The 19,588-nt window shown below is 74.0% G+C and carries 15 protein-coding genes; 11 read left to right on the top strand and 4 right to left on the bottom strand.

Features of this window, described 5'->3' with window-relative positions; genetic code table 11:
- Positions 1–8 precede the first annotated feature (8 nt).
- Positions 9–1,079: a class I SAM-dependent methyltransferase gene (locus NYO98_RS15445; protein ID WP_268112628.1), complete on the bottom strand. Its 1,071-nt coding sequence runs from the start codon at positions 1,077–1,079 to the stop codon at positions 9–11.
- 59 nt (positions 1,080–1,138) lie between these two features.
- Between NYO98_RS15445 and NYO98_RS15440 the strand changes: the two genes are divergently transcribed.
- From NYO98_RS15440 to NYO98_RS15430, 3 genes are read left to right on the top strand one after another with little or no spacing between them, the layout of a single operon-like run.
- A complete protein-coding gene (locus NYO98_RS15440) occupies positions 1,139–2,500 on the top strand; it encodes an FAD-binding oxidoreductase (RefSeq protein WP_268112627.1) in 1,362 nt (453 codons plus the stop codon).
- A gap of 28 nt (positions 2,501–2,528) precedes the next feature.
- On the top strand, positions 2,529–3,623 hold the full coding sequence (locus tag NYO98_RS15435) for a pyridoxal-phosphate-dependent aminotransferase family protein (protein ID WP_268112626.1): 1,095 nt from the start codon (positions 2,529–2,531) through the stop codon (positions 3,621–3,623).
- A gap of 1 nt (position 3,624) precedes the next feature.
- Positions 3,625–4,086, top strand: coding sequence for a GNAT family N-acetyltransferase (locus NYO98_RS15430; protein ID WP_268112625.1), 462 nt, complete (start codon positions 3,625–3,627; stop codon positions 4,084–4,086).
- Between the two features lie 5 nt (positions 4,087–4,091).
- On the opposite strand, the gene NYO98_RS15425 is transcribed toward NYO98_RS15430, so the two are convergent.
- Entirely contained in the window at positions 4,092–4,730 is a 639-nt protein-coding gene (locus NYO98_RS15425; RefSeq protein ID WP_268112624.1) for a hypothetical protein, read from the bottom strand.
- A 128-nt stretch (positions 4,731–4,858) separates the two neighbouring features.
- Here NYO98_RS15425 and smc point away from each other — a divergent pair, with 128 nt between their 5' ends.
- From smc to ftsY, 5 genes are all read left to right on the top strand, one after another.
- Positions 4,859–8,413 (top strand): chromosome segregation protein SMC, encoded by a 3,555-nt coding sequence (smc, locus tag NYO98_RS15420; RefSeq protein WP_268112623.1) that lies wholly within the window; start codon positions 4,859–4,861, stop codon positions 8,411–8,413.
- Positions 8,410–8,868, top strand: coding sequence for an acyl-CoA thioesterase (locus NYO98_RS15415; protein ID WP_268112622.1), 459 nt, complete (start codon positions 8,410–8,412; stop codon positions 8,866–8,868). The genes smc and NYO98_RS15415 overlap by 4 nt, the downstream gene beginning before the upstream one ends.
- A 103-nt stretch (positions 8,869–8,971) precedes the next feature.
- Positions 8,972–9,148 (top strand): hypothetical protein, encoded by a 177-nt coding sequence (locus tag NYO98_RS15410; RefSeq protein ID WP_172259152.1) that lies wholly within the window; start codon positions 8,972–8,974, stop codon positions 9,146–9,148.
- A 66-nt stretch (positions 9,149–9,214) separates the two neighbouring features.
- Positions 9,215–10,129, top strand: a complete 915-nt coding sequence (locus tag NYO98_RS15405; protein ID WP_268112621.1) for a class I SAM-dependent methyltransferase — start codon at positions 9,215–9,217, stop codon at positions 10,127–10,129.
- Between the two features lie 12 nt (positions 10,130–10,141).
- Entirely contained in the window at positions 10,142–11,287 is a 1,146-nt protein-coding gene (ftsY, locus tag NYO98_RS15400) for a signal recognition particle-docking protein FtsY (protein WP_268112620.1), read from the top strand.
- Between the two features lie 102 nt (positions 11,288–11,389).
- On the opposite strand, the gene NYO98_RS15395 is transcribed toward ftsY, so the two are convergent.
- On the bottom strand, positions 11,390–14,380 hold the full coding sequence (locus NYO98_RS15395) for a glycosyltransferase family protein (protein WP_268112619.1): 2,991 nt from the start codon (positions 14,378–14,380) through the stop codon (positions 11,390–11,392).
- A complete protein-coding gene (locus tag NYO98_RS15390) occupies positions 14,370–15,314 on the bottom strand; it encodes a rhamnan synthesis F family protein (RefSeq protein WP_268112618.1) in 945 nt (314 codons plus the stop codon). Before NYO98_RS15390 ends, NYO98_RS15395 begins: the two co-directional genes overlap by 11 nt.
- Positions 15,315–15,546: 232 nt before the next feature.
- Between NYO98_RS15390 and NYO98_RS15385 the strand changes: the two genes are divergently transcribed.
- The 3 genes from NYO98_RS15385 to NYO98_RS15375 are packed head-to-tail and all read left to right on the top strand — an operon-like array spanning position 15,547 to position 19,464.
- Entirely contained in the window at positions 15,547–16,854 is a 1,308-nt protein-coding gene (locus NYO98_RS15385; protein WP_268112617.1) for an ammonium transporter, read from the top strand.
- The gene (locus NYO98_RS15380; RefSeq protein ID WP_172259157.1) at positions 16,851–17,189 is read left to right on the top strand and encodes a P-II family nitrogen regulator; all 339 of its coding nucleotides are present in this window, start codon (positions 16,851–16,853) and stop codon (positions 17,187–17,189) included. Before NYO98_RS15385 ends, NYO98_RS15380 begins: the two co-directional genes overlap by 4 nt.
- A gap of 52 nt (positions 17,190–17,241) precedes the next feature.
- Positions 17,242–19,464 carry a [protein-PII] uridylyltransferase gene (locus tag NYO98_RS15375; protein WP_268112616.1) on the top strand — a complete coding sequence of 741 codons (2,223 nt, stop codon included), beginning with the start codon at positions 17,242–17,244 and terminating at the stop codon, positions 19,462–19,464.
- Positions 19,465–19,588 lie beyond the last annotated feature (124 nt).

The raw sequence follows: 19,588 nt of genomic DNA, 5'->3' as shown, positions 1-19,588 counted from the left end.
CACCCACGTCAGCGACGGAGCCGACGGCCCAGGCGTCCGACGAGACCTGCGCCGTCGGCTGCCTCGGCGGCGGTCGCCGCGGCGCGCGCCTCGTCGCGCTCGCGGCGCGCGCGGTCGCGGGCCGACCGCACCTTCATCAGCCGCTCGCGCGTCTCGGCCAGCTGCTGCTCGAGGTCGGCCACGACGTGGGCCGGCACCAGCTCCGTGTCGCCGGACCGCGGTGACGGCGACTCGTCGGGGAGCGCGGAGCGGATCCGGGCGAGCGCAGACCTGGCCTCCGCTGCTGCCGCGGCCGGCTCGCGTCGCCGGTCGAGGCGTCGCAGCGTCGCGTAGAACTCCTGGTCGCCCACGCGCGTGGCGGTGATCCGCTCCACCGCGAAGCCCACCTCGCCGAGTGCGAGCAGGTCGTCCATCAGCCCGGCGAAGACCTGCGGCGTCAGCGGCCACACGTGGCAGTCGACGTACTCGCCGGCTCGCTGCCGGGCGAGGAGCCGGCGTACGTCGTCGAGCGGGTGCGACCCCTCCGTCGGCGGCTGCTCCCCGGCCCAGGCCTGCTCGGCGGAGTAGTCGACGGCTCGCATGAAGTGGTCGAGCACCGCCCGGGCCGAGGGCGTGCGGTCCCCGTCGAGGTGCGCCTGCACCACCTGGCCGACCGTCGCCGGGGCGCGGTGCACGTCGAAGCAGTAACGGCGGTCCGGGACGGCCAGGAGCAGCGCGCCGTCGTGGGTGAGCACCTCGGCCACGTCGCGCAGCCAGCCGAGCACGTCGGGCACGTGCTCGATGACGTGACTGGCCACCACGTGCTGGTAGGGCGCGTCGGCCGCGACCGCCTCGGCGAGCGTCGAGACGGTGCCGTCGGGCCTGGTGAGCCAGAAGTGCTGCTCGGGGATCTCGTCGGGGTCGACGGCCGGGTCGCCGTCGTAGTGGGCGACCAGGCCGGCCCGGTCGACGACGTCGACGTAGCGGACGTCGGCCACCTCGGGGCTCACCACGGGGTTGGCCAGCGGACCGATCTCGAGGCAACGCCCCTGTCGCAGGTCGGCGTCTCCGACGATCCGGGCACGACGTGCGGCTCTCATGCCTGCCGACCCTAGGCCGTCGCCCGGGCGCTGCTCAGCACCCGTGCCACGATGGGCGCGTGGATGCCCTCGCCGAGCTCGTGGAGTCCTTGCCCGCCGGTGTCGTCGCGACGGACCCCGCCACCCTCGACACCTGCCGCCACGACTGGTCGCGCGACGTCGGCGCCGGCACGCCGGTCGCGGTGGTGCGCGCCGAGGACGCCGCACAGGTGCAGGCCGCGATGCGCTGGGCGGCCAGGCACGGCATACCGGTCGTGCCGCGCGGTGCCGGGTCCGGCCTCTCCGGCGGGGCCAGTGCCGTCGACGGCGGCATCGTGCTCAGCCTCGAGCGGATGCGGGCGATCGAGATCGACACCAGCTGCCAGGTCGCGGTCGTCGAGCCGGGCGCCTTGAACGCCGAGGTGAAGGCAGCGTCGCGCGAGCACGGCCTCTGGTACCCGCCCGACCCGTCGTCGTACGAGATCTGCTCGATCGGCGGCAACGTGGCCACGAACGCCGGCGGCCTGTGCTGCGTGAAGTACGGCGTCACCACCGACTACGTCCTCGGCCTCGACGTCGTCCTGGCCGACGGCACCCTCGTCACCCTGGGCGGCAAGCGGATCAAGGACGTCGCCGGGCTCTCGCTGCTGAAGCTCTTCGTCGGCTCCGAGGGCACCCTCGGCATCGTCACCCGGGCGATCCTGCGGCTCGTGCCGCTCCCGCTCCCGCCCGCGACGCTGGTGGCGTCGTTCGCGTCGGTGGTGGCCGCGGCCGACGCGGTCGTCGCCGTGCGGCGCACGCTGCGGCCCTCGATGATGGAGCTGATGGACCGGGCCACGATCAACGCCGTCGAGGACTTCTCCCCGCGCGGCCTCGACCGTACGGCCGGCGCGCTGCTGGTCGCGCAGTCCGACGCGCCGGGCGACGCCCGGGTCGCGGAGATCGCCGCCGTCGAGGCCGCCTGCCTCGCCGCCGGGGCCACCGAGGTGGTCGTCACCGACGACCCGGCCGAGGGGGAGATGTTCGTCGAGGCCCGACGGATGGCCTTCCCGGCCGTCGAGGCCCGCGGCAGCCTCCTGCTGGAGGACGTCGGTGCGGCGGTGCCGCTGCTCCCCGACCTCCTGGCCGCCGTCACGGAGATCGCGGAGCGCCACGACGTCGAGATCCCCACGGTCGCCCACGCGGGCGACGGCAACACCCACCCGATCATCGTCTACGACGCGGCCGACCCGGACTCCGAGCGGCGGGCCCGCGCCGCGTTCGACGACATCCTGCAGGCCGCGATCCGCCTCGGCGGGACCATCACCGGCGAGCACGGGGTGGGGCGCACCAAGAAGGCCGCGCTCCCCGACCAGCTCGGCGAGGACGTGATGGCGCTCTCGCGGCGGATCAAGGACGCGCTCGACCCCGCCGGCATCCTCAACCCCGGTGCTGTCCTGTGAAGCGCAGAGGTTCGTTACCGTCGGTGCCATGATCCGTGAGCGCCACCTCTTCGGTCCCGGTCCCTCCAACCCCTACCCGGAGGCCACGCGCGCGCTGGCCGAGCCGCTGCTCGGGCACCTCGACCCGGAGTTCCTCCGGATCATGGACGAGACCTGCGACATGCTCCGCACCGTCTGGGGCACCGACAACGCCCGCACGCTGCCGCTCAGCGCGACCGGCTCGGCCGGCATGGAGGCGGCGTTCGTCAACACCGTCCACCCCGGCGACGTCGTCGTCGTCGCGGTCAACGGGCTCTTCGGCCAGCGCATGACGGACGTCGCGGCCCGCTGCGGTGCCGAGGTCGTCGCCGTCGAGCACGACTGGGGCCACCCGGTCGACGTCGACCGCGTGCTCTCCGCGCACCCCTCGCCGGCGATCATCGCCGCCGTCCACGCCGAGACGTCGACGGGCGTGCGCTCCGACATCGCGGCGCTGGGCGCCGGCAAGGGCGACGCCCTGCTCCTCACCGACGCGGTGACCTCCATCGGCGGCATCGAGCTGCGCGCCGACGCCTGGGGAGTCGACATCGGCTATGCGGGCACCCAGAAGTGCCTCGGCGTGGCCCCCGGGCTCGCGCCCTTCACGATCAACGACCGTGCGTTCGAGCGCCGGGTGGAGAAGCCGCGGTCGTGGTACCTCGATCTCGGCATGCTCGGCGGCTACGTGGGGGAGGCCGGCGTCAAGGGTGGGCAGCGGACCTACCACCACACCGCGCCCACGGCGATGGTCGCCAGCCTCCACGGCGGCCTCACCCGGATCCTCGACGAGGGCCTCGAGGCCGTCTGGGCCCGCCACCAGGAGGCGGGCGACACCCTGCAGGCGGGCCTGCAGGAGATGGGCCTCGAGCTCTTCGCCGCCGAGGGCAGCCGCCTGCCGGAGCTGACCACGGTCAAGGTGCCCGAGGGCGTCGACTCCGCGGCCGTCCGCACGCAGCTCCTCGACCGGCACGGCATCGAGATCGGCGCCGGCGCGGGGGCCTACGCCGCCAGCGTGTGGCGCATCGGCCTGATGGGACGCAACGCCCGCCCCGACGCGGTGCTGCTCGTGCTCGCCGCGCTGCAGGACGTCCTCGACCGTGCCTGAGGTGTCGTTGCGTCCGATGACGCAGGAGGAGTACGACGCCTGGCGCGAGCAGTCGGTGCGCGACTACGCCGCCGACATCGCGACGTCGCGCGACCTCGACCCCGAGTCGGCCATGGCGCAGTCGGCGGGGGAGTTCGCCCAGCTGCTCCCCGACGGCCTGGCGAGCACGAACATGCACCTGTGGACCGCGGTGGTGGACGACGAGGCGGTGGGCATGGGGTGGATCGAGCTGCGGCAGCGCGCCTCCGGGGTCTCGGCCTGGATCTACGACATCAGCGTCGACGCCGACCACCGCGGCTGCGGCCTGGGTCGCGGGCTGCTCGACGCCCTGCACGCCGCCGCCCGGGACCTCGGTGCCACGTCGATGGCGCTCAACGTGTTCGGCGACAACACCACCGCGATCCGGCTCTACGAGACGTCCGGCTACGCGGTCACGGCCCAGCAGATGAGGCGCGAGCTCTAGCTCGGTCAGCGCAGGCGCGCGACCGCCAGCCGGCCGAGCGCCAGCACGCCGCGCCTGGGCGGACGTACGTCGGTGAAGTCGACGTCGAGGACGGACACGGTGCGGCCGACCCGGACCACCAGCACCCGGCGCCAGTCGGCCGCGCCCCGGGAGAACCAGCCGATGAGCATGCCCGCGGACTCGTCGCCGACCCGCGGCGGGAACCACGCGCGGTTCTTCAGGCGGACGGCGCTGCCCTCGCCGTCGTCGGTGTCGACGTCGCCGACGCAGCGCTTGCTGAAGTCGCGGTAGCGCGTCACCAGGGCGCGGGCCTGTCGCACCGAGTCGAAGCGGACGACGTTCTGGTCGATCAGCGCCACCGAGCGACGCCGGACCTCGGGGGAGACGCTGCCCTGGATCCTGCTGCTGCCGCGCACCGCGACGCCCTGGTCCCGGCACCCCCGCGGGGCGAAGACGGGGGACCGCATCACCGTGCGCAGCGGGTCGCGCATGTCGGGGTAGACCGCCAGGTAGTCCTCGGAGGTGAGCAGGTGCTGCCGCGTCAGCGGCGCGGGCGGTGCCGGCGCGGCGACGACCGAGGCGGGCGCGAGGATCGCGACGACGACGGCCAGGGCCGCGGCGAGGGGCGTGAGAGGGCTCCGCATCGGCCCAGCATGGCGCCGTGCCACGCGGCGTGCAACGGCGTCCGCGCGGCGGCAGGTGTCGTAGGGTGAGCCGCGCTGAGCTTCCCCAGTTGTCAGTGGCCGTCTCTCGACCCGGTGAGGAGCCCGCGTTGTACCTGAAGAGCCTGACCCTGAAGGGGTTCAAGTCCTTCGCGTCCTCGACGACCATGCAGCTCGAGCCGGGCATCACCTGCATCGTCGGGCCCAACGGGTCGGGCAAGTCCAACGTCGTCGACGCGCTGGCGTGGGTGATGGGCGAGCAGGGCGCCAAGAGCCTGCGCGGCGGCAAGATGGAGGACGTCATCTTCGCCGGCACCTCCGGTCGCCCGCCGCTGGGCCGCGCCGAGGTGCAGCTGACCATCGACAACTCCGACGGTGCGCTGCCGATCGACTACGCCGAGGTCACGATCAGCCGCACGATGTTCCGCAACGGCGGTTCGGAGTACGCCATCAACGGCAACGGGTGCCGCCTGCTCGACGTGCAGGAGCTGCTCAGCGACTCCGGCATCGGCCGCGAGATGCACGTCATCGTCGGGCAGGGCCAGCTCGACTCGATCCTCCACGCCACCCCGGAGGACCGCCGCGGCTTCATCGAGGAGGCCGCCGGCGTCCTCAAGCACCGCAAGCGCAAGGAGAAGGCGCTCCGCAAGCTCGACGCCACCGACGGCAACCTCACCCGCCTCGCCGACCTGCTCTCCGAGATCCGCCGCCAGCTCAAGCCGCTGGGCCGGCAGGCCGAGGTCGCGCGGCAGGCGCAGACGGTGCAGGCCGACGTGCGCGACGCCCGCGCCCGCCTGCTCGCCGACGACCTGGTCACCGCGCGCACGGCCCTCGAGTCCGAGATGGCCGACGAGTCGCTGCTGCTGCAGCGGCGCGAGGAGGTCGAGGCCGCGATCGCCGCCGGTCGCGAGAAGGAGGCCAAGCTCGAGGCCGCCCTGCGCGACGACCTGCCGCGCCTGGCCGCGGCGCAGGAGACGTGGTTCGCCCTCTCCGGCCTCAAGGAGCGGCTGCGCGGCACCGCGTCGCTGGCCGACGAGCGCATCCGCAACGCGGCGGGGGCCGCCGAGGGCGACACCGTCGACTCCGGCCGCGACCCCGACGACCTGGAGGCGCAGGCCGAGCGCGTACGCCGCCAGGAGGCGGAGATCGCCGCGGAGGTGGAGCAGCAGCGCTCGGCCCTCGACGCCGCGGTCGTCGCCAAGCGCGCGGCCGAGGAGGCAGCCGCCGAGGAGGACAGGCGCATCGCCGGGCTCCAGCGGGCGGCGGCCGACCGGCGGGAGGGACTGGCGCGCCTCACCGGCCAGGTCAACGCCCTGAAGTCCCGCTCCGAGGCGGCGGACGCCGAGATCCAGCGGCTCACCGACGCCCGCGAGGAGGCGGTGGCCCGTGCCGAGCGGGCGCAGCGCGACTTCACCGCGCTCGAGACCCGGGTCGCCGGCCTCGACGCCGGCGAGGAGGGCCTCGACTCCGAGCACGAGGAGGCCGTGTCCGCCCTCGACGAGGTCGAGGAACAGCTCGCCAGGGCTCGCGAGGACGCCCAGAAGGCCGAGCGCGAGCGTGCCGGACTGGTCGCGCGGCGCGACGCGCTCGAGATCGGCCTCAACCGCAAGGACGGCGCCGGCGCGCTGCTCGCGGCGACCGACGAGGTCGGCGGCCTGCTCGGGTCGGTGGCCGCGCTCCTCGACGTCGACCACGGCTACGAGGCAGCCGTCGCCGCCGCGCTCGGCGCGGCTGCCGACGCGGTCGTCGTCTCCGACGCCACCTCCGCGGTCGACGCGATCGCCCACCTCAAGCACGACGACCTCGGCCGCGCCGGGATGCTGCTGGGCGGCGCGCCCGCTGCCGAGCGCGACTGGCCGGCGCTCCCGGAGGGGGCGACGTACGCCGTCGACGTCGTGTCCGCGCCCGACGACGTACGACCTGCGCTGACCGAGCTGCTCCGCCGGGTCGCCGTCGTCGACGACCTGCCCGCCGCCCGACGGCTGGTGACCGAGCGGCCCGACGTCGTCGCCGTGACCCGCGAGGGCGACCTGCTGGGCACGCACTTCGCGGCCGGCGGATCCGCCAGCCAGCCGAGCCTGATCGAGGTCCAGGCGGCCGTCGACGAGGCGGGCGCCCAGCTGGCCGAGGCCACCGCGTCCGCGGAGCGGCTGGGCTTCGAGATCTCCCGCCTCGAGGCCGCCCGCCACGACGCCCTCAAGCGGGTCGACGTCGCCCTCGCCAAGCTGCACGAGTCCGACGCCACCCTCGCCGCCGTGTCCGAGGAGCTCGGCCACTACGGCTCGCAGGCCCGCGCCGCCAAGGGGGAGGCCGACCGGCTGGAGCGCGCCATCACCACCGCGCGTGAGGCCCGCGAGAAGGACCTGGCGGGGCTGGTCGACCTCGAGGCCCGCCTGGCCGCGGCCCAGGACGTCACCGACGAGGAGCCCGACACCGCCGAGCGCGAGCGCCTGGCCGAGGCGGCCCGCGAGGCGCGGCAGGGCGAGATGGACGCCCGTCTCGCGCTGCGCACCGCCGAGGAGCGGGCCCGCGCGCTCCACGGCCGCGCCGACTCCCTCCTCCGCGCCGCGCGGGCCGAGCGCGAGTCGCGCGCCCGCGCGGCCGAGCGGCGTGAGCGGCTCATCCGCGAGGGCGCCGCGGCGCAGGCTGTGGCCTCCGCCGTCCGCGTCGTCCTCCATCAGCTCGAGCGCTCGGTCATGCTGGCCGCCGACGACCGCGCCGCGGTGGAGGAGTCCCGCCGGGGCAGCGAGCAGGAGCTCATGGCCGTCCGCACCCACCTGCGCGACCTCGGCCGCGAGCACGACGAGCTCGTCAGCTCCGTCCACCGCGACGAGATGGCCCGCACCCAGCAGAAGATGCGCATCGAGCAGCTGGAGGAGCGCGCGCTCGACGAGCTCGGGCTCGACCCCGACGGCCTGGTCGCCGACTACGGGCCGGCGACGCCGATCCCCTTCACGGGTGAGGTGCCCGAGGGGGAGGAGCCGCCGGAGCCGACCGCGTTCGTGCGCGAGGAGCAGGTCAAGCGCCTGCGCACCGCGGAGCGGGCCCTGTCGATGCTCGGCCGGGTCAACCCGCTCGCCCTCGAGGAGTTCTCCGCGATGGAGGAGCGGCACAAGTTCCTCACCGAGCAGCTCGAGGACCTCAAGCGCACCCGCAAGGACCTCCTCGACATCGTCCGCGAGGTCGACACCCGCGTGGAGCAGGTCTTCACCGAGGCCTACGCCGACGTGGAGAAGGCCTTCGACCAGACCTTCGCCCGGCTGTTCCCCGGCGGCGAGGGGCGGCTCGTGCTCACCAACCCCGGCGACATGCTCACCACCGGCGTCGAGGTCGAGGCCCGGCCCCCGGGCAAGAAGGTCAAGCGGCTCTCGCTGCTGTCCGGTGGCGAGCGGTCCCTCGTCGCGGTCGCCTTCCTCGTCGCGCTCTTCAAGGCCCGGCCGTCGCCGTTCTACATCCTCGACGAGGTGGAGGCGGCGCTCGACGACACCAACCTCGGCCGCCTGCTGGAGATCTACGAGGAGCTGCGCGAGAACTCCCAGCTGCTGGTCATCACCCACCAGAAGCGGACCATGGAGGTCGGCGACGCGCTCTACGGCGTCACCATGCGCGGCGACGGCGTCTCCGCGGTGATCAGCCAGCGCCTGCGCGACGCCGAGTCGGCGTGAGCGAGCGTCCCACCCGGCCCACCCGGGCCGACTACGTCGCCTGGCGCACCGCGACGACGCGCTGGCGCGACGACGACGCCTACGGCCACCTCAACAACGCGACCTACTACGAGCTGTTCGACACCGCGGTCAACGCCTACCTCTACGAGGCGACCGGCGTCGACGTACGCGCCCTTCCGCAGATCGGCGTCGTCGCCGAGACCGGCTGCCGCTACTTCCGCGAGATCGGCTTCCCCGAGCCGATCGAGATGGGGCTGGTGGTCGACAAGGTGGGCACGAGCTCGATCGTCTACCGCATCGGCCTGTTCCAGGGCCCCTCGGACGAGGCGGCGGCCGAGGGGCGCTTCGTCCACGTGTACGTCGACAACGCGGGCGGCGCCGGTGACCGGCCGGTCACCCCCATGCCCGACGTCGTGCGCGCCGCCGTCGTACCCCTCCTCCGCCCGGAGGGGTGAGGGTCCTCACCCCGACGCGCCGGTGGGGGTGGGCGATGCGGCGCCGCCACCGGTCCTGTGCCACGGTGGAGGAGACCCGACCGGCCCACCTCGGAGGAACCCCGTGCTCGCGATCGTCCTGATGATGTCCCTCGGCGTGCTCGTCGCCGCGGCCGTGGCCGTCTACGTCGCCTACCCCCACCGCGGCGAGGAGATGCCCGTCGCACCCCAGCTCGGTGACGCCATGCGCAAGGGCGTCGACGCTCTCCCGACCCTCGAGGACTCCGAGTCCCGCGTCTGACCCACCTGCGAGAGGCTCCCGGCGTGGCGCCCGGCGTGGAGCCGCGCGCGGACTAGCGTGCGAGAGGTGACCGGCTCCCGGCATGACGTCGTGAAGGGCTACTGCGCCGCCTGCGGCGCGATGGTGTCACGCCGGTTCAGGCCCGGACCCAACGGTCGCCCCGAGGCGACCTGTCCCCGCTGCGGCAGCCTGGAGCGCCACCGGTTCCTCTCGCTGCTGCTCGGCAGCCTCTCGCCCGAGCTGCGCGACCTCGACACGGTGGTCGAGATCGCGCCGTCGCGCCAGTCGAAGGTGCTGCTCGACCGGCTCGACGCACGGCGCCGGATCAGCCTCGACGTCGGCCACGACTCCCGCGACGTCGACGCGCTGGCGTGCCTGACCAACCTGCCGCTGCGTGACGGCTCGGTCGACCTCCTCGTCTGCTACCACGTGCTCGAGCACGTGCCGGACGACGGCGCGGCGATGCGTGAGATCGCCCGAGTCCTCAGCCCACGTGGCATCGCCCTCCTCGAGGTGCCGATCAAGGTGGGCGTCGCGACCGAGGAGGACCCGTCGGCGTCCCCGGAGGAGCGCCTGCGCCGCTTCGGGCAGGTCGACCACGTGCGCTGGTACGGCGACGACTTCGACACGCGGCTCGCTGACGCGGGCCTCGCGTCGGTGCGGGTCACGCCACCGGCGCTGGTGGGGGAGTCCGCGGTGCGGTGGTTCCGGCTGATGCCGCACGAGGTCGTGTGGGTCGTGCACCCTGGGCAGGGCTCGCCCTCACCGCTGCTGCCGGGTGACACCGGCGCGGGGCTCGGCGCCGCGTTCGACGCGGTGCTGGCCGACCTGGCGACGGCGCAGGGACGCCTGGCGCGCGAGCGCGATCGGGCCGCGCGGCTCGTCGCCCAGCGCGACCGCCTGCGTGCTCGCCTGGCGGCGGAGCAGGCCCGCCGTGCGGCCGGGGTGCTCACCCGGCTTCGGCGCGTCGTGCCCCTCTGATTGGATTGGCCCATGGGTGACTGGCTGTATCTGATCATCGCCATCGCGGTCGTCGGCGTCCTGACGCTCGCCGGGCTGCTGACCTCCGGACGCCGGCGGAAGCAGGTGCCGCCGCCGGGCGGTGGCACCGACGTCATCGCGCCGCCCCCGACGGAGGCCGAGGTCGCGACCGGGGCGCCACCGGAGCCCGCGGTCGACACCGCGGAGCCGGTCGTCGAGGCCCCCACCGTCGAGAAGCCGGAGAGCACGGCGTCACGCCTCGTGCGCCTGCGGCAGCGGCTCTCCCGCTCGCAGGGCGGCCTCGGCAAGGGCCTGCTCGCCCTGCTCAGCCGTGACCGCCTCGACGAGGACACCTGGGAGGAGATCGAGGACACCCTCCTGACCGCCGACATCGGCGTTGCCCCGACCCAGGCGCTCGTGGAGCGCCTGCGCACCCGCCTGCGGGTCGAGGGCGGCCAGACGCCCGACGTGCGCACGGTGCTGCGCGAGGAGCTGATCGAGCTCGTCGGCACCGACCTCGACCGCCGCGTGCAGGTGACCGGCACCGACGGCAAGCCGGGCGTGGTGCTCGTGGTCGGCGTCAACGGCGCCGGCAAGACCACCACCGTCGGCAAGATCGCCCGGATCCTCGTCGCCGAGGACCTGACGGTCACGCTGGGCGCCGCCGACACCTTCCGCGCCGCCGCCGTCGACCAGCTCGCCACGTGGGGCGAGCGGGTGGGCGTCGAGGTCGTGCGCGGCCCCGAGGGCGGCGACCCGGCCAGCGTCGCGTTCGAGGCCGTCCGGCACGGCGTCGACAACGGCGTCGACACGGTGCTCGTCGACACCGCCGGGCGCCTGCAGAACAAGGCCGGGCTGATGGACGAGCTCGGCAAGATCAAGCGCGTCATCGAGAAGCAGGCCGACGTCACCGAGGTGCTGCTCGTGCTCGACGCCACGACCGGCCAGAACGGCCTCATCCAGGCCCGCGTCTTCAGCGAGATCGTCGACGTCACCGGCATCGTGCTCACCAAGCTCGACGGCTCCGCCAAGGGCGGCATCGTGGTGCAGGTGCAGCGCGAGCTCGGCGTGCCGGTCAAGCTCGTCGGCCTCGGCGAGGGACCCGACGACATGGCGCCGTTCGACGCCGCGGCCTTCGTCGACGCCCTGCTCGGCTGAGGAGCGCGTCGCGGCCTCGGGCCGGCGCGTCCCCCCGACTTCTGCACCGAGAGCCTGACAACCCCTGCGTGCGGGGCGTGAGCCACCGCGGTCGTACGCCGGTCAGCGGCGGGCGAGCAGCGTGCGGACGGCGTCGTCGATGAGGGTCTCGGCCCGCTTGTCGAAGCTGTGCTCGGCGATGATGCGGGTCGCGATCTCCCGGCGGGTGGCGTTGTCCGGGAAGGCGTCGTACGGCGGCCTGACCAGGCGCTCCAGCTCGTGCTCGTTGTCGAAGGGGAGCACCAGGCCCGAGAAGATCTCGTCCAGGCCGTCGATGCGGTCGCTGAGGATCCGGGCCCCGCAGGCCGCCGCGTCGAAGAGGCGGTTCGAGGCGAAGCTGTCGCGGCGCATGTCGAGGTGGTGGTCGTTGAGCACGATGCCCGCCGAGGCGTAGAGCACGCCGACCTCGCGGTTGTCGACGCCGTTGGAGGCGATCTGGTCTCGCTCGACGAAGTCGGTCCAGTCGTTGCCGTGCAGCGTGAGGTCGGCACCGATGGCGAGGGCGCTGCGGACGGCGTAGCGGTAGATGCCGCGCGAGTTGCCCACGAACAGCAGCGCCGGCCCGGTGTCGGGCTCGGCCCGGTCGGGGTGGAACCAGCGCGCGTCGGTGCACTGCAGGAGCTGGGTGACGGGCGTGCCCCACTCGCGGCTCACCCGCTCCGACCAGCTGGTGCTGGCGGCGTACACGAGGTCGAAGCCCGCCACCTCGTCGGGCGTGATCATGTCGGGGTGGCTGATGATCCACTCCACGTTGAGCAGGCCGGGCCGCGGCGTGACGCGGTCGAGCCCGCGGAGCACCAGCAGGACGTCGTCGTGGTCGCGCGAGTCGCGGTGGCGGGCGTCGCGACGGTCGATGGCGACGTGCTGCCCGCGTCGTTCGAGGGCGTCGGCCAGCGACCGGGCGAAGTAGGTGTCACCCCACCGGTCGCCGCGCTGCGCGGCGGGGGCGGCGATGTCGACGGCCCACCGCAGCCGCGGGGGCGACTCGCGGATGCCCTCGACGGCCCGCACGACGAGCTCCGGCACCAGCACCGACGGCGCGGTCCGGTCGTCGGGGTCGACGCTGACCCTGCGGCTGCGCTCGTCGGTCACCTCGAGCCCGGCGGCGCCGAGCTGCTCGCGGGCGTGGTCGACGGGCGGCCGCGGGCCGGCGAGGACGGTCGTGCGCAGGGACGACATCGCGCCGATGAGCTCCTCGGGCCCGGCGTAGGCGGTGCGGGAGGTGATCACCGCGTCGGGCACGAGCACCGAGACGCCAAGGCCCGCCCGTTGCACCCTCAGGCCGAGGTCGGTCTCGGCGAGGACCGAGTGGTAGCGCGCGTCGAGGCCGTGCAGCGCGACCGCCGCCTCGGCGCGCAGCGCCACCAGCGGCGAGGCGGGCGCGGCGAGCTCGCACTGGCCGATCCGCAGGGCGTCGCTGGTGGGCAGGCCGGCGAGGAAGAGCTCGGGGTGGGGGTTGTCGGTCGTGAAGCGGGCGCCCGCGCTCAGGACCACGCCGTCCGGGTCCACGACCAGCGGCTGGGCCAGGCCCACGCCGGGCTCCCGGAGCACCCCGGCGAGCCGTTCGGCGATGGGCTGGCGCGGCGGCATCGCCTCGGGCCGGACCAGCACCACCGTGCTGCCGGCGGCCTCGACGACGCCGACGTTGGTGGCGACCGACATGGAGACCGGCGCCGGGACAGAGACGAAGCGGGCTCCCGCGATGACCGAGGCGATCGAGGCAGCCAGGACGTGGTGCGCGCGCCGCATGCGTACGCCGACGAGCACGAGCTCCGAGCCCTCGCGTGGCACGGAGCCGAGCCACTCGACCGTCCGGCGCGGCTCGGGCCCCAGCGGCATGACGTGGCTGACCAGGTCCTCGTCGGTCTCCCGGTGCGCGGCCGCCTCCCAGTCGACGAGCTGGCGTTCGAGGACGACGGAGTCCCAGTCGTCGGCGAAGCCGGGCTGAGGAGCCTCGGGGCGGCGCAGGACGGGTACGTCGACGGCGAGCGGCTCGTGGTCGCGGGTGATCCGTAGCAGCAGGTCGCGCTCCTCCGCGCCGTCGAGGGCCTCGTCGAAGCCTCCGACGTCCTTGACGGCGTCACGCCGCAGCAGCGCCGTGGCGAGGTCGACCGGACGCCCACTGAGCAGCTCGTGGCGGGACCGGCCGACTGCGCCGGCGCCGGCCAGCACCGCGGCCGCCCCGGAGTGGTGGGCGTGGGCCAGCAGGTCGCCGAGCATCTCGGGCAGCCACTCGCGCCCGAGGGGCAGGAAGGCCACGTGCTCGGCGGTGCCGTGCTCGAGGGCGACGTTGAGCGCGCGGGCGAGCCCGCACCGCGACTCGCGCACGACGGTGACCCGGTCGTCGAAGGCCGCCACGCCCTGGAGCACGGCGGCGGTGTCGTCGACCGACCCGCGGTCCACGGCGACGAGGTGCCAGTCGGTGAAGGTCTGGGCCTGCAGCGAGGCGACCGTCTGGTGGACGAGCGGCCCGGCGTCCTGCGCGGCCATCACGACGGTCACGGCCGGGGAGGTGCCCAGCGTGGCGGGCAGCGCGGGCGTGGGACCGACCAGCTGCGGGCGCTCACGGACGACCTCCTCGCGCCACTGGGTCGCGGCGGCGATGGCGGCAGCGCGGTAGGTGCCCCAGGAGACCTTGCGGGGCAGGATCCGCGTCGGCAGCGGGGTGCCTGGCCCGGACGCGCCGAGCCAGTAGGAGAGTGCGCCGTAGGGATGGTGCCGGGCCTCGGGGTAGGCCGCGAAGACGACCCGCGGGTCGACGAGCGGGTGCGGTGCGATCCGGTTGCGCCGCCGGCGCTCGGAGACGTACCAGAGCACGGGGTGCTGGCCGGCGCGCTGCCACGAGCGACGTCGCCCGATCCACTGGGCCTCGAAGAGCGGGTGCGGGGAGACGTCGCCGGCGTCGACGACGGCGCGTGCCGCCTCGAGGGGGGACTCGAAGGTGGTGCCGAGCTGCGCGGCGACGTAGTCGGCGTCGACGAGGCCGGAGGCAACCATCACCTCGGCGGCGTCGTCGAGCCGCACCTGGCCCGGCCGGCGACGCTCACCGCGCATCGGAGTACCTCACCCGCGGGAAGAGGGGCTCGAGGGCCAGCGGCGTCGGCAGCAGCCGCTCGGTGTCGCGGAGCGGGTAGTACTGCGCGGTCTCCTCGAGGAACTCGCGCACCCCGTCGAAGCGCTGGGGAAAGCGACGCTCGCACAGCTCGAGCAGTCGCTTGGCGTCGAGGTTGTAGGGGTCGTAGCGCAGGGTGTCGATCTTGACGTAGGGCAGCCGGGCGTTGTCGAGCACCCGGTCGGCCAGGCTCCGGGCGGGGTTCCAGGGCTCGTTGGCGCGCTCGCGCCACTCGCGCACCTCGGCGCGGGTGCGCGGGAAGTGGGAGCGGTGGGCTGCCCACCAGCGCATCCGCTCGCGGGCGATGCGCCGGTCCTCGGGGGTCTCGACGAAGTAGGTGTCCGACAGGAAGCCCGCCTCGTAGAGCCGGCGCGACATGCCCACCTCGTAGCGGCGGATGACCTGGCGACGCTTGGAGATCGGCTCCATCTCCTCCCAGAACGTCGTGAACGCCCGTGACCCGACCACCCACGGGCGGAAGGCGATGAAGAACGACTGGATGTGGGGGGCGACGCGCTCGGCGCCCGTGAGGCCCCAGAAGTCGCAGGGCCGCGTGGCCATCTCCGCGAAGACCGGCTCGTAGGAGTCGAGGGCGAAGACGTAGGTGTCGTTGCAGACCACCACCTCGTCGTACGCCGTGAGGTCGCCGGCGGCGTCGAGGCCCACCTTGTAGCTGAAGAAGTCGTAGCCGTAGTTGGCGCGCTCGACGAGGACCGCGCGCTCCGACAGCCACTGGCGGGCGGAGTCCTGCAGGCTGGCCGTCGTGCAGACGAGCAGCGTGTCGACCGACGCGGCCAGCGCCTCCACCTGACCACGCACGTGGGGCCGCAGCTCCCCGGCGACGTCGTAGTGCGCCATCACGGCCAGTCTGGACACGGCCGAACACTAACAAGGGGGCTCCGGGGCCGATCCGTTCACACACCCGTAACACGAGCGCGCATTCCGTTGCCTGCGTGCAACATCCGCCGCGGCCCGGTGAAACCTCGCCCGCACAGGCTGCGGGTCATCACGTGGGCACCGCCAGGACAGCGACGTCACGGCCCCGGTGACCACCCGTTTCGTTCGTGCTCGAAATCCTGGAGGTCCTGTGGACGGCTATTACGCCTTCATGCTGGTGGCGACTGCCTTCGTCCTGATGATGACGGTGCCCGCGCTGGCCCTGTTCTACGGCGGCATGTCGCGGTCGAAGTCCGTGCTCAACATGATGATGATGTCCTACATCGCGGCCGCCATCGTCGGCATCCTGTACGTCGCCATCGGCTGGTCGATGGGCTTCGGCGGCAACGGCACCTTCTTCGCCAACCCCTTCGAGCTGCTGTGGCTCGACGGTGTCTCGACCAGCGACTACATCTACGTGATGTTCCAGATGACCTTCGCGATCATCACCGCGGCGCTGATCAGCGGCGCGGTCGCCGACCGGATGAAGTTCTCCGCGTGGGTGGTCTTCGTGCCCCTGTGGGCGGTCGTCGTCTACTTCCCGATGGCCCACATGGTCTTCAGCTGCACCGACGACTCGCTCATCTGCGGCCGCATCGGCGCCCAGGACTACGCCGGCGGCACCGCGGTCCACATCAACGCCGGTGTCGCGGCCCTGGTGCTCGTGCTGCTGCTCGGCAAGCGGATCGGCTGGCCCCGCGAGCAGATGCGCCCGCACAACCTGACGCTCACCATGCTCGGCGCCGGTCTGCTCTGGATGGGCTGGTACGGCTTCAACGTCGGCTCGATCGTCTTCGCCGGCGAGGAGGGCGACGCGTTCGTGGGCCGCTTCATGTCGGAGACCGGCCGCACCTTCGCCAACACCACGCTCGCCACGATGGCGGCCATCATCGGCTGGCTCCTCGTCGAGCGGCTGATCCACAAGAAGGCCACCTCCCTCGGCGCCGCCTCCGGCATCGTCGCCGGCCTGGTCGCGATCACGCCGGCCGCCGGCGCCGTCAACCTCTCCGGCGCGGTGGCGATCGGCCTCATCGCCGGCGGCGTCTGCGCCTGGGCCGTCGGCCTGAAGTACCGCTTCGGCTACGACGACTCGCTCGACGTGGTCGGCGTGCACCTCGTCGGCGGCATCATCGGCACCGTGCTGATCGGCGTCTTCTCGACCGCGGAGGGCGCGGGCGGGGTCAACGGGCTCCTGTACGGCGGCGGCTTCGGCTCGCTGGCCGACCAGTCCCTCGGTGTGCTCGTGGCCGTCCTCTTCTCCGGCATCCTCACCACTGTCATCGCCGTGGCTATCAAGTACACGATGGGCCTGCGCCTCGACGCGGAGGACGAGGTCAACGGCATCGACCTCGCTGCCCACGGCGAGACGGCGTACGACCTGCACAGCGGCACCAGCGGCGGCAGCAGCAGCGTCCTCGCTGCGTCCACCGCCCCCGCCGCCACCGCCACCACCACCAAGACCGAAGGAGCCAGCGCATGAAGCTCGTGACCGCGGTGATCAAGCCGCACAAGTGGGAGGACGTCCGCGAGGCGCTCGAGACCTTCGGGGTCGCCGGGATGACCGTCTCCGAGGTCAGCGGCTACGGCCGCCAGAAGGGCCACACCGAGGTCTACCGCGGGGCGGAGTACGACATCGCCCTCGTGCCCAAGATCCGCATCGAGATCGTCGTCGACGACGCCGACGCCGACGACATCGTCGGGATCGTCGTCAAGACCGCGCAGACCGGTCGGATCGGCGACGGCAAGGTCTGGGTCAGCCCCGTCGAGACCGTCGTCCGCGTCCGCACCGGCGAGCAGGATGCGTCCGCACTCTGATGGGAGTGCGTCTCGGGGCCGCTCGCACGGCCCTCCGCGTGGGGGAGGGTCAGTGAGCGCTGCAGATCGACAGACCAGGGCCACCTCGGCCGACGAGCTCTGCCGGGAGGCGTACGCCGCCTCCGGCGGGCCCGCCGCCGGGGTGGCCCTGGTCGCGGTCGGGGGGTACGGGCGCGGCGAGCTCGCGCCGCACTCCGACCTCGATGTCGTCCTGGTCCACGAGGACGGCCTGGACCTCGGTGACCTCGGGGCCACCCTCTGGTACCCGCTGTGGGACTCCGGGCGGCGGCTCGACCACTCCGTCCGCTCGATGGGCGAGGTGCTGGAAGCCGCTGCCGACCTCCGCGTCGCGCTCGGGCTTCTCGACGCACGCCACCTCGCCGGCGACCCGGGCCTCAGCCTCCGGCTGCGCACCACGATGCTGGCCGACTGGCGCCGCCAGGCCCGGACCCGGCTGCCCGAGCTCAAGGCGATGACCCACAAGCGCCACGACGTCGCCGGCGAGCTGGCGAACGCGTCGGTGCCCGACGTCAAGGAGGCCGAGGGCGGGCTGCGCGACGCCAGCGTGCTCAAGGCGATCGAGGCCAGCTGGCTCGTCGACGCCTCCACCCCGGCGCTCGAGGCGGCGCGGCAGCTGCTCCTCGACGTCCGCGACGAGGTGCAGGACCTCGCGGGTCGGCCGGCCGACCGCATCGCCCCCGAGATGTGGGAGCCACTGGCCGAGCGGCTCGGCCTCCCCGACGCGGAGGCGGCCCAGCGCCACGTCCGCTCGCTGGGCCGCCGGATCGGCCACCTGTCGCGCCTCGCCTGGCGTCGTACGGACGCCGTGATGGCCCGGTCGACGGGGGAGCGGGGCCGCCGCACGCCCGCGCTCGAGCGGATCGCCCCCGGCATCGCGCTCTCCCGCGGCGAGGTCGTCCTCGACGCCGGCACCCGGCCCGGTGACGACCCCACGCTCCTGCTCCGCGCTGCGGCCGAGGCCGCGAGCCGTGACGCGGTGCTCGCCCCCACCACGGCGGCCCGTCTGGTGCGGGAGGGTGCGCCGCTGCCCGTGCCGTGGCCCGCACCCGCTCGCGACGCCCTGGTCCGCCTGCTCGCGAGCGGGCCGGCCCTCCTCCCGGTGTGGGAGACCCTCGACGAGGTCGAGGGCATCGAGACGTTCCTGCCGGAGTGGGAGCAGATCCGGCTGCTGCCCCACGCCTCGGCCATCCACCGCTTCACCGTGGACCGCCACGTCGTGGAGACCTGCGCGGAGGCGGGCGCCCTCATCCGCGGCGTCCGACGGCCCGACCTGCTGCTCGTGACCGCACTGCTCCACGACATCGGCAAGGGCTCGCTGCACGACCACTCGGTGGCCGGCGAGCCCCTCGCCCGCAAGGTGGTGGCCCGGATGGGCTTCACCGACCTCGACGCCGAGGTGGTCGCCTCCCTCGTGCGCTGGCACCTGCTGCTCGCGGACCTCGCGACCACCCGCGACCCCGACGACCCCGCCACCACCGCCGAGCTGCTCACCCACGTCCCCGACGCCGCGAGCCTGGAGCTGCTGCGCGCGCTCACCGAGGCCGACGCCCGGGCCGCCTCACCGGCCGCGTGGACGACGTGGCGGGCCTCCCTGGTCGACCGCCTCGTCTCCCGGGCCGGCCAGGCGCTCGGCGCGGAGATCACGCACGTCGCCCCGGTCGGGTCGCTGCCCGTCCCCGACGTCGTACGACGTGACCCGACCGCCGTGTCGGTCGAGGTCGCCCCCCACGAGGTCGGCGCCACGGTCACCGTGGTGGCGGCCGACCGTGTCGGGCTGCTCGCCGACGTCGCCGGCGGCCTCGCCGCGCTCCGGGTGCCGGTGCACGCCGCCCGCGCCTGGTCGCAGGTCGACGGGGACGGCGAGTGGGGCGTCAGCGCGTGGGAGGTCCCCGACGCCTACCTCGACGCCAGCGTCGTGCGCGAGCGCATCCGCCGCGTCGTCGAGGGCACCCAGCGCCTCCCCGACCTGCCCGCGCGCCCGGACGGCGAGCTGCCGCCGATCGTGGAGGTCCGCCCCGACGCCTCCCGCGCCTCGCTGGTGCTGGAGATCCGCACCAGCGACCGGCCCGGCGTCGTCCACCGCGTGCTCACCACCCTCGCCCGGCTGGGGCTCACGGTCGCCTCGGCGCACGTCTCCACGCTCGGCCCGCAGGCGGTCGACGTGTTCTACGTCCAGGAGGTCGGCGGGGTGCGCCCCACGGAGGAGCGGGCCGCCGCGGCCGCCCACGCCGTGCGCACGGCGCTCGGCGGCTGACGGTGAAGGGCGGCGGCAGCGCCCCGGCTGGCTCGTCGGCTGAGCCCGGGCGGGGTGTGGCCGTTAGTCTTGGTCGTCGTACCAGACTCTGACGCACCCTGATCCACCACCGATGCGAGGGACA

Origin of the sequence: Nocardioides pini, assembly GCF_026712185.1 — a bacterium.
GTDB lineage: Bacteria > Actinomycetota > Actinomycetes > Propionibacteriales > Nocardioidaceae > Nocardioides > Nocardioides pini.
This window is presented reverse-complemented; position numbering and strand designations above follow the sequence as displayed.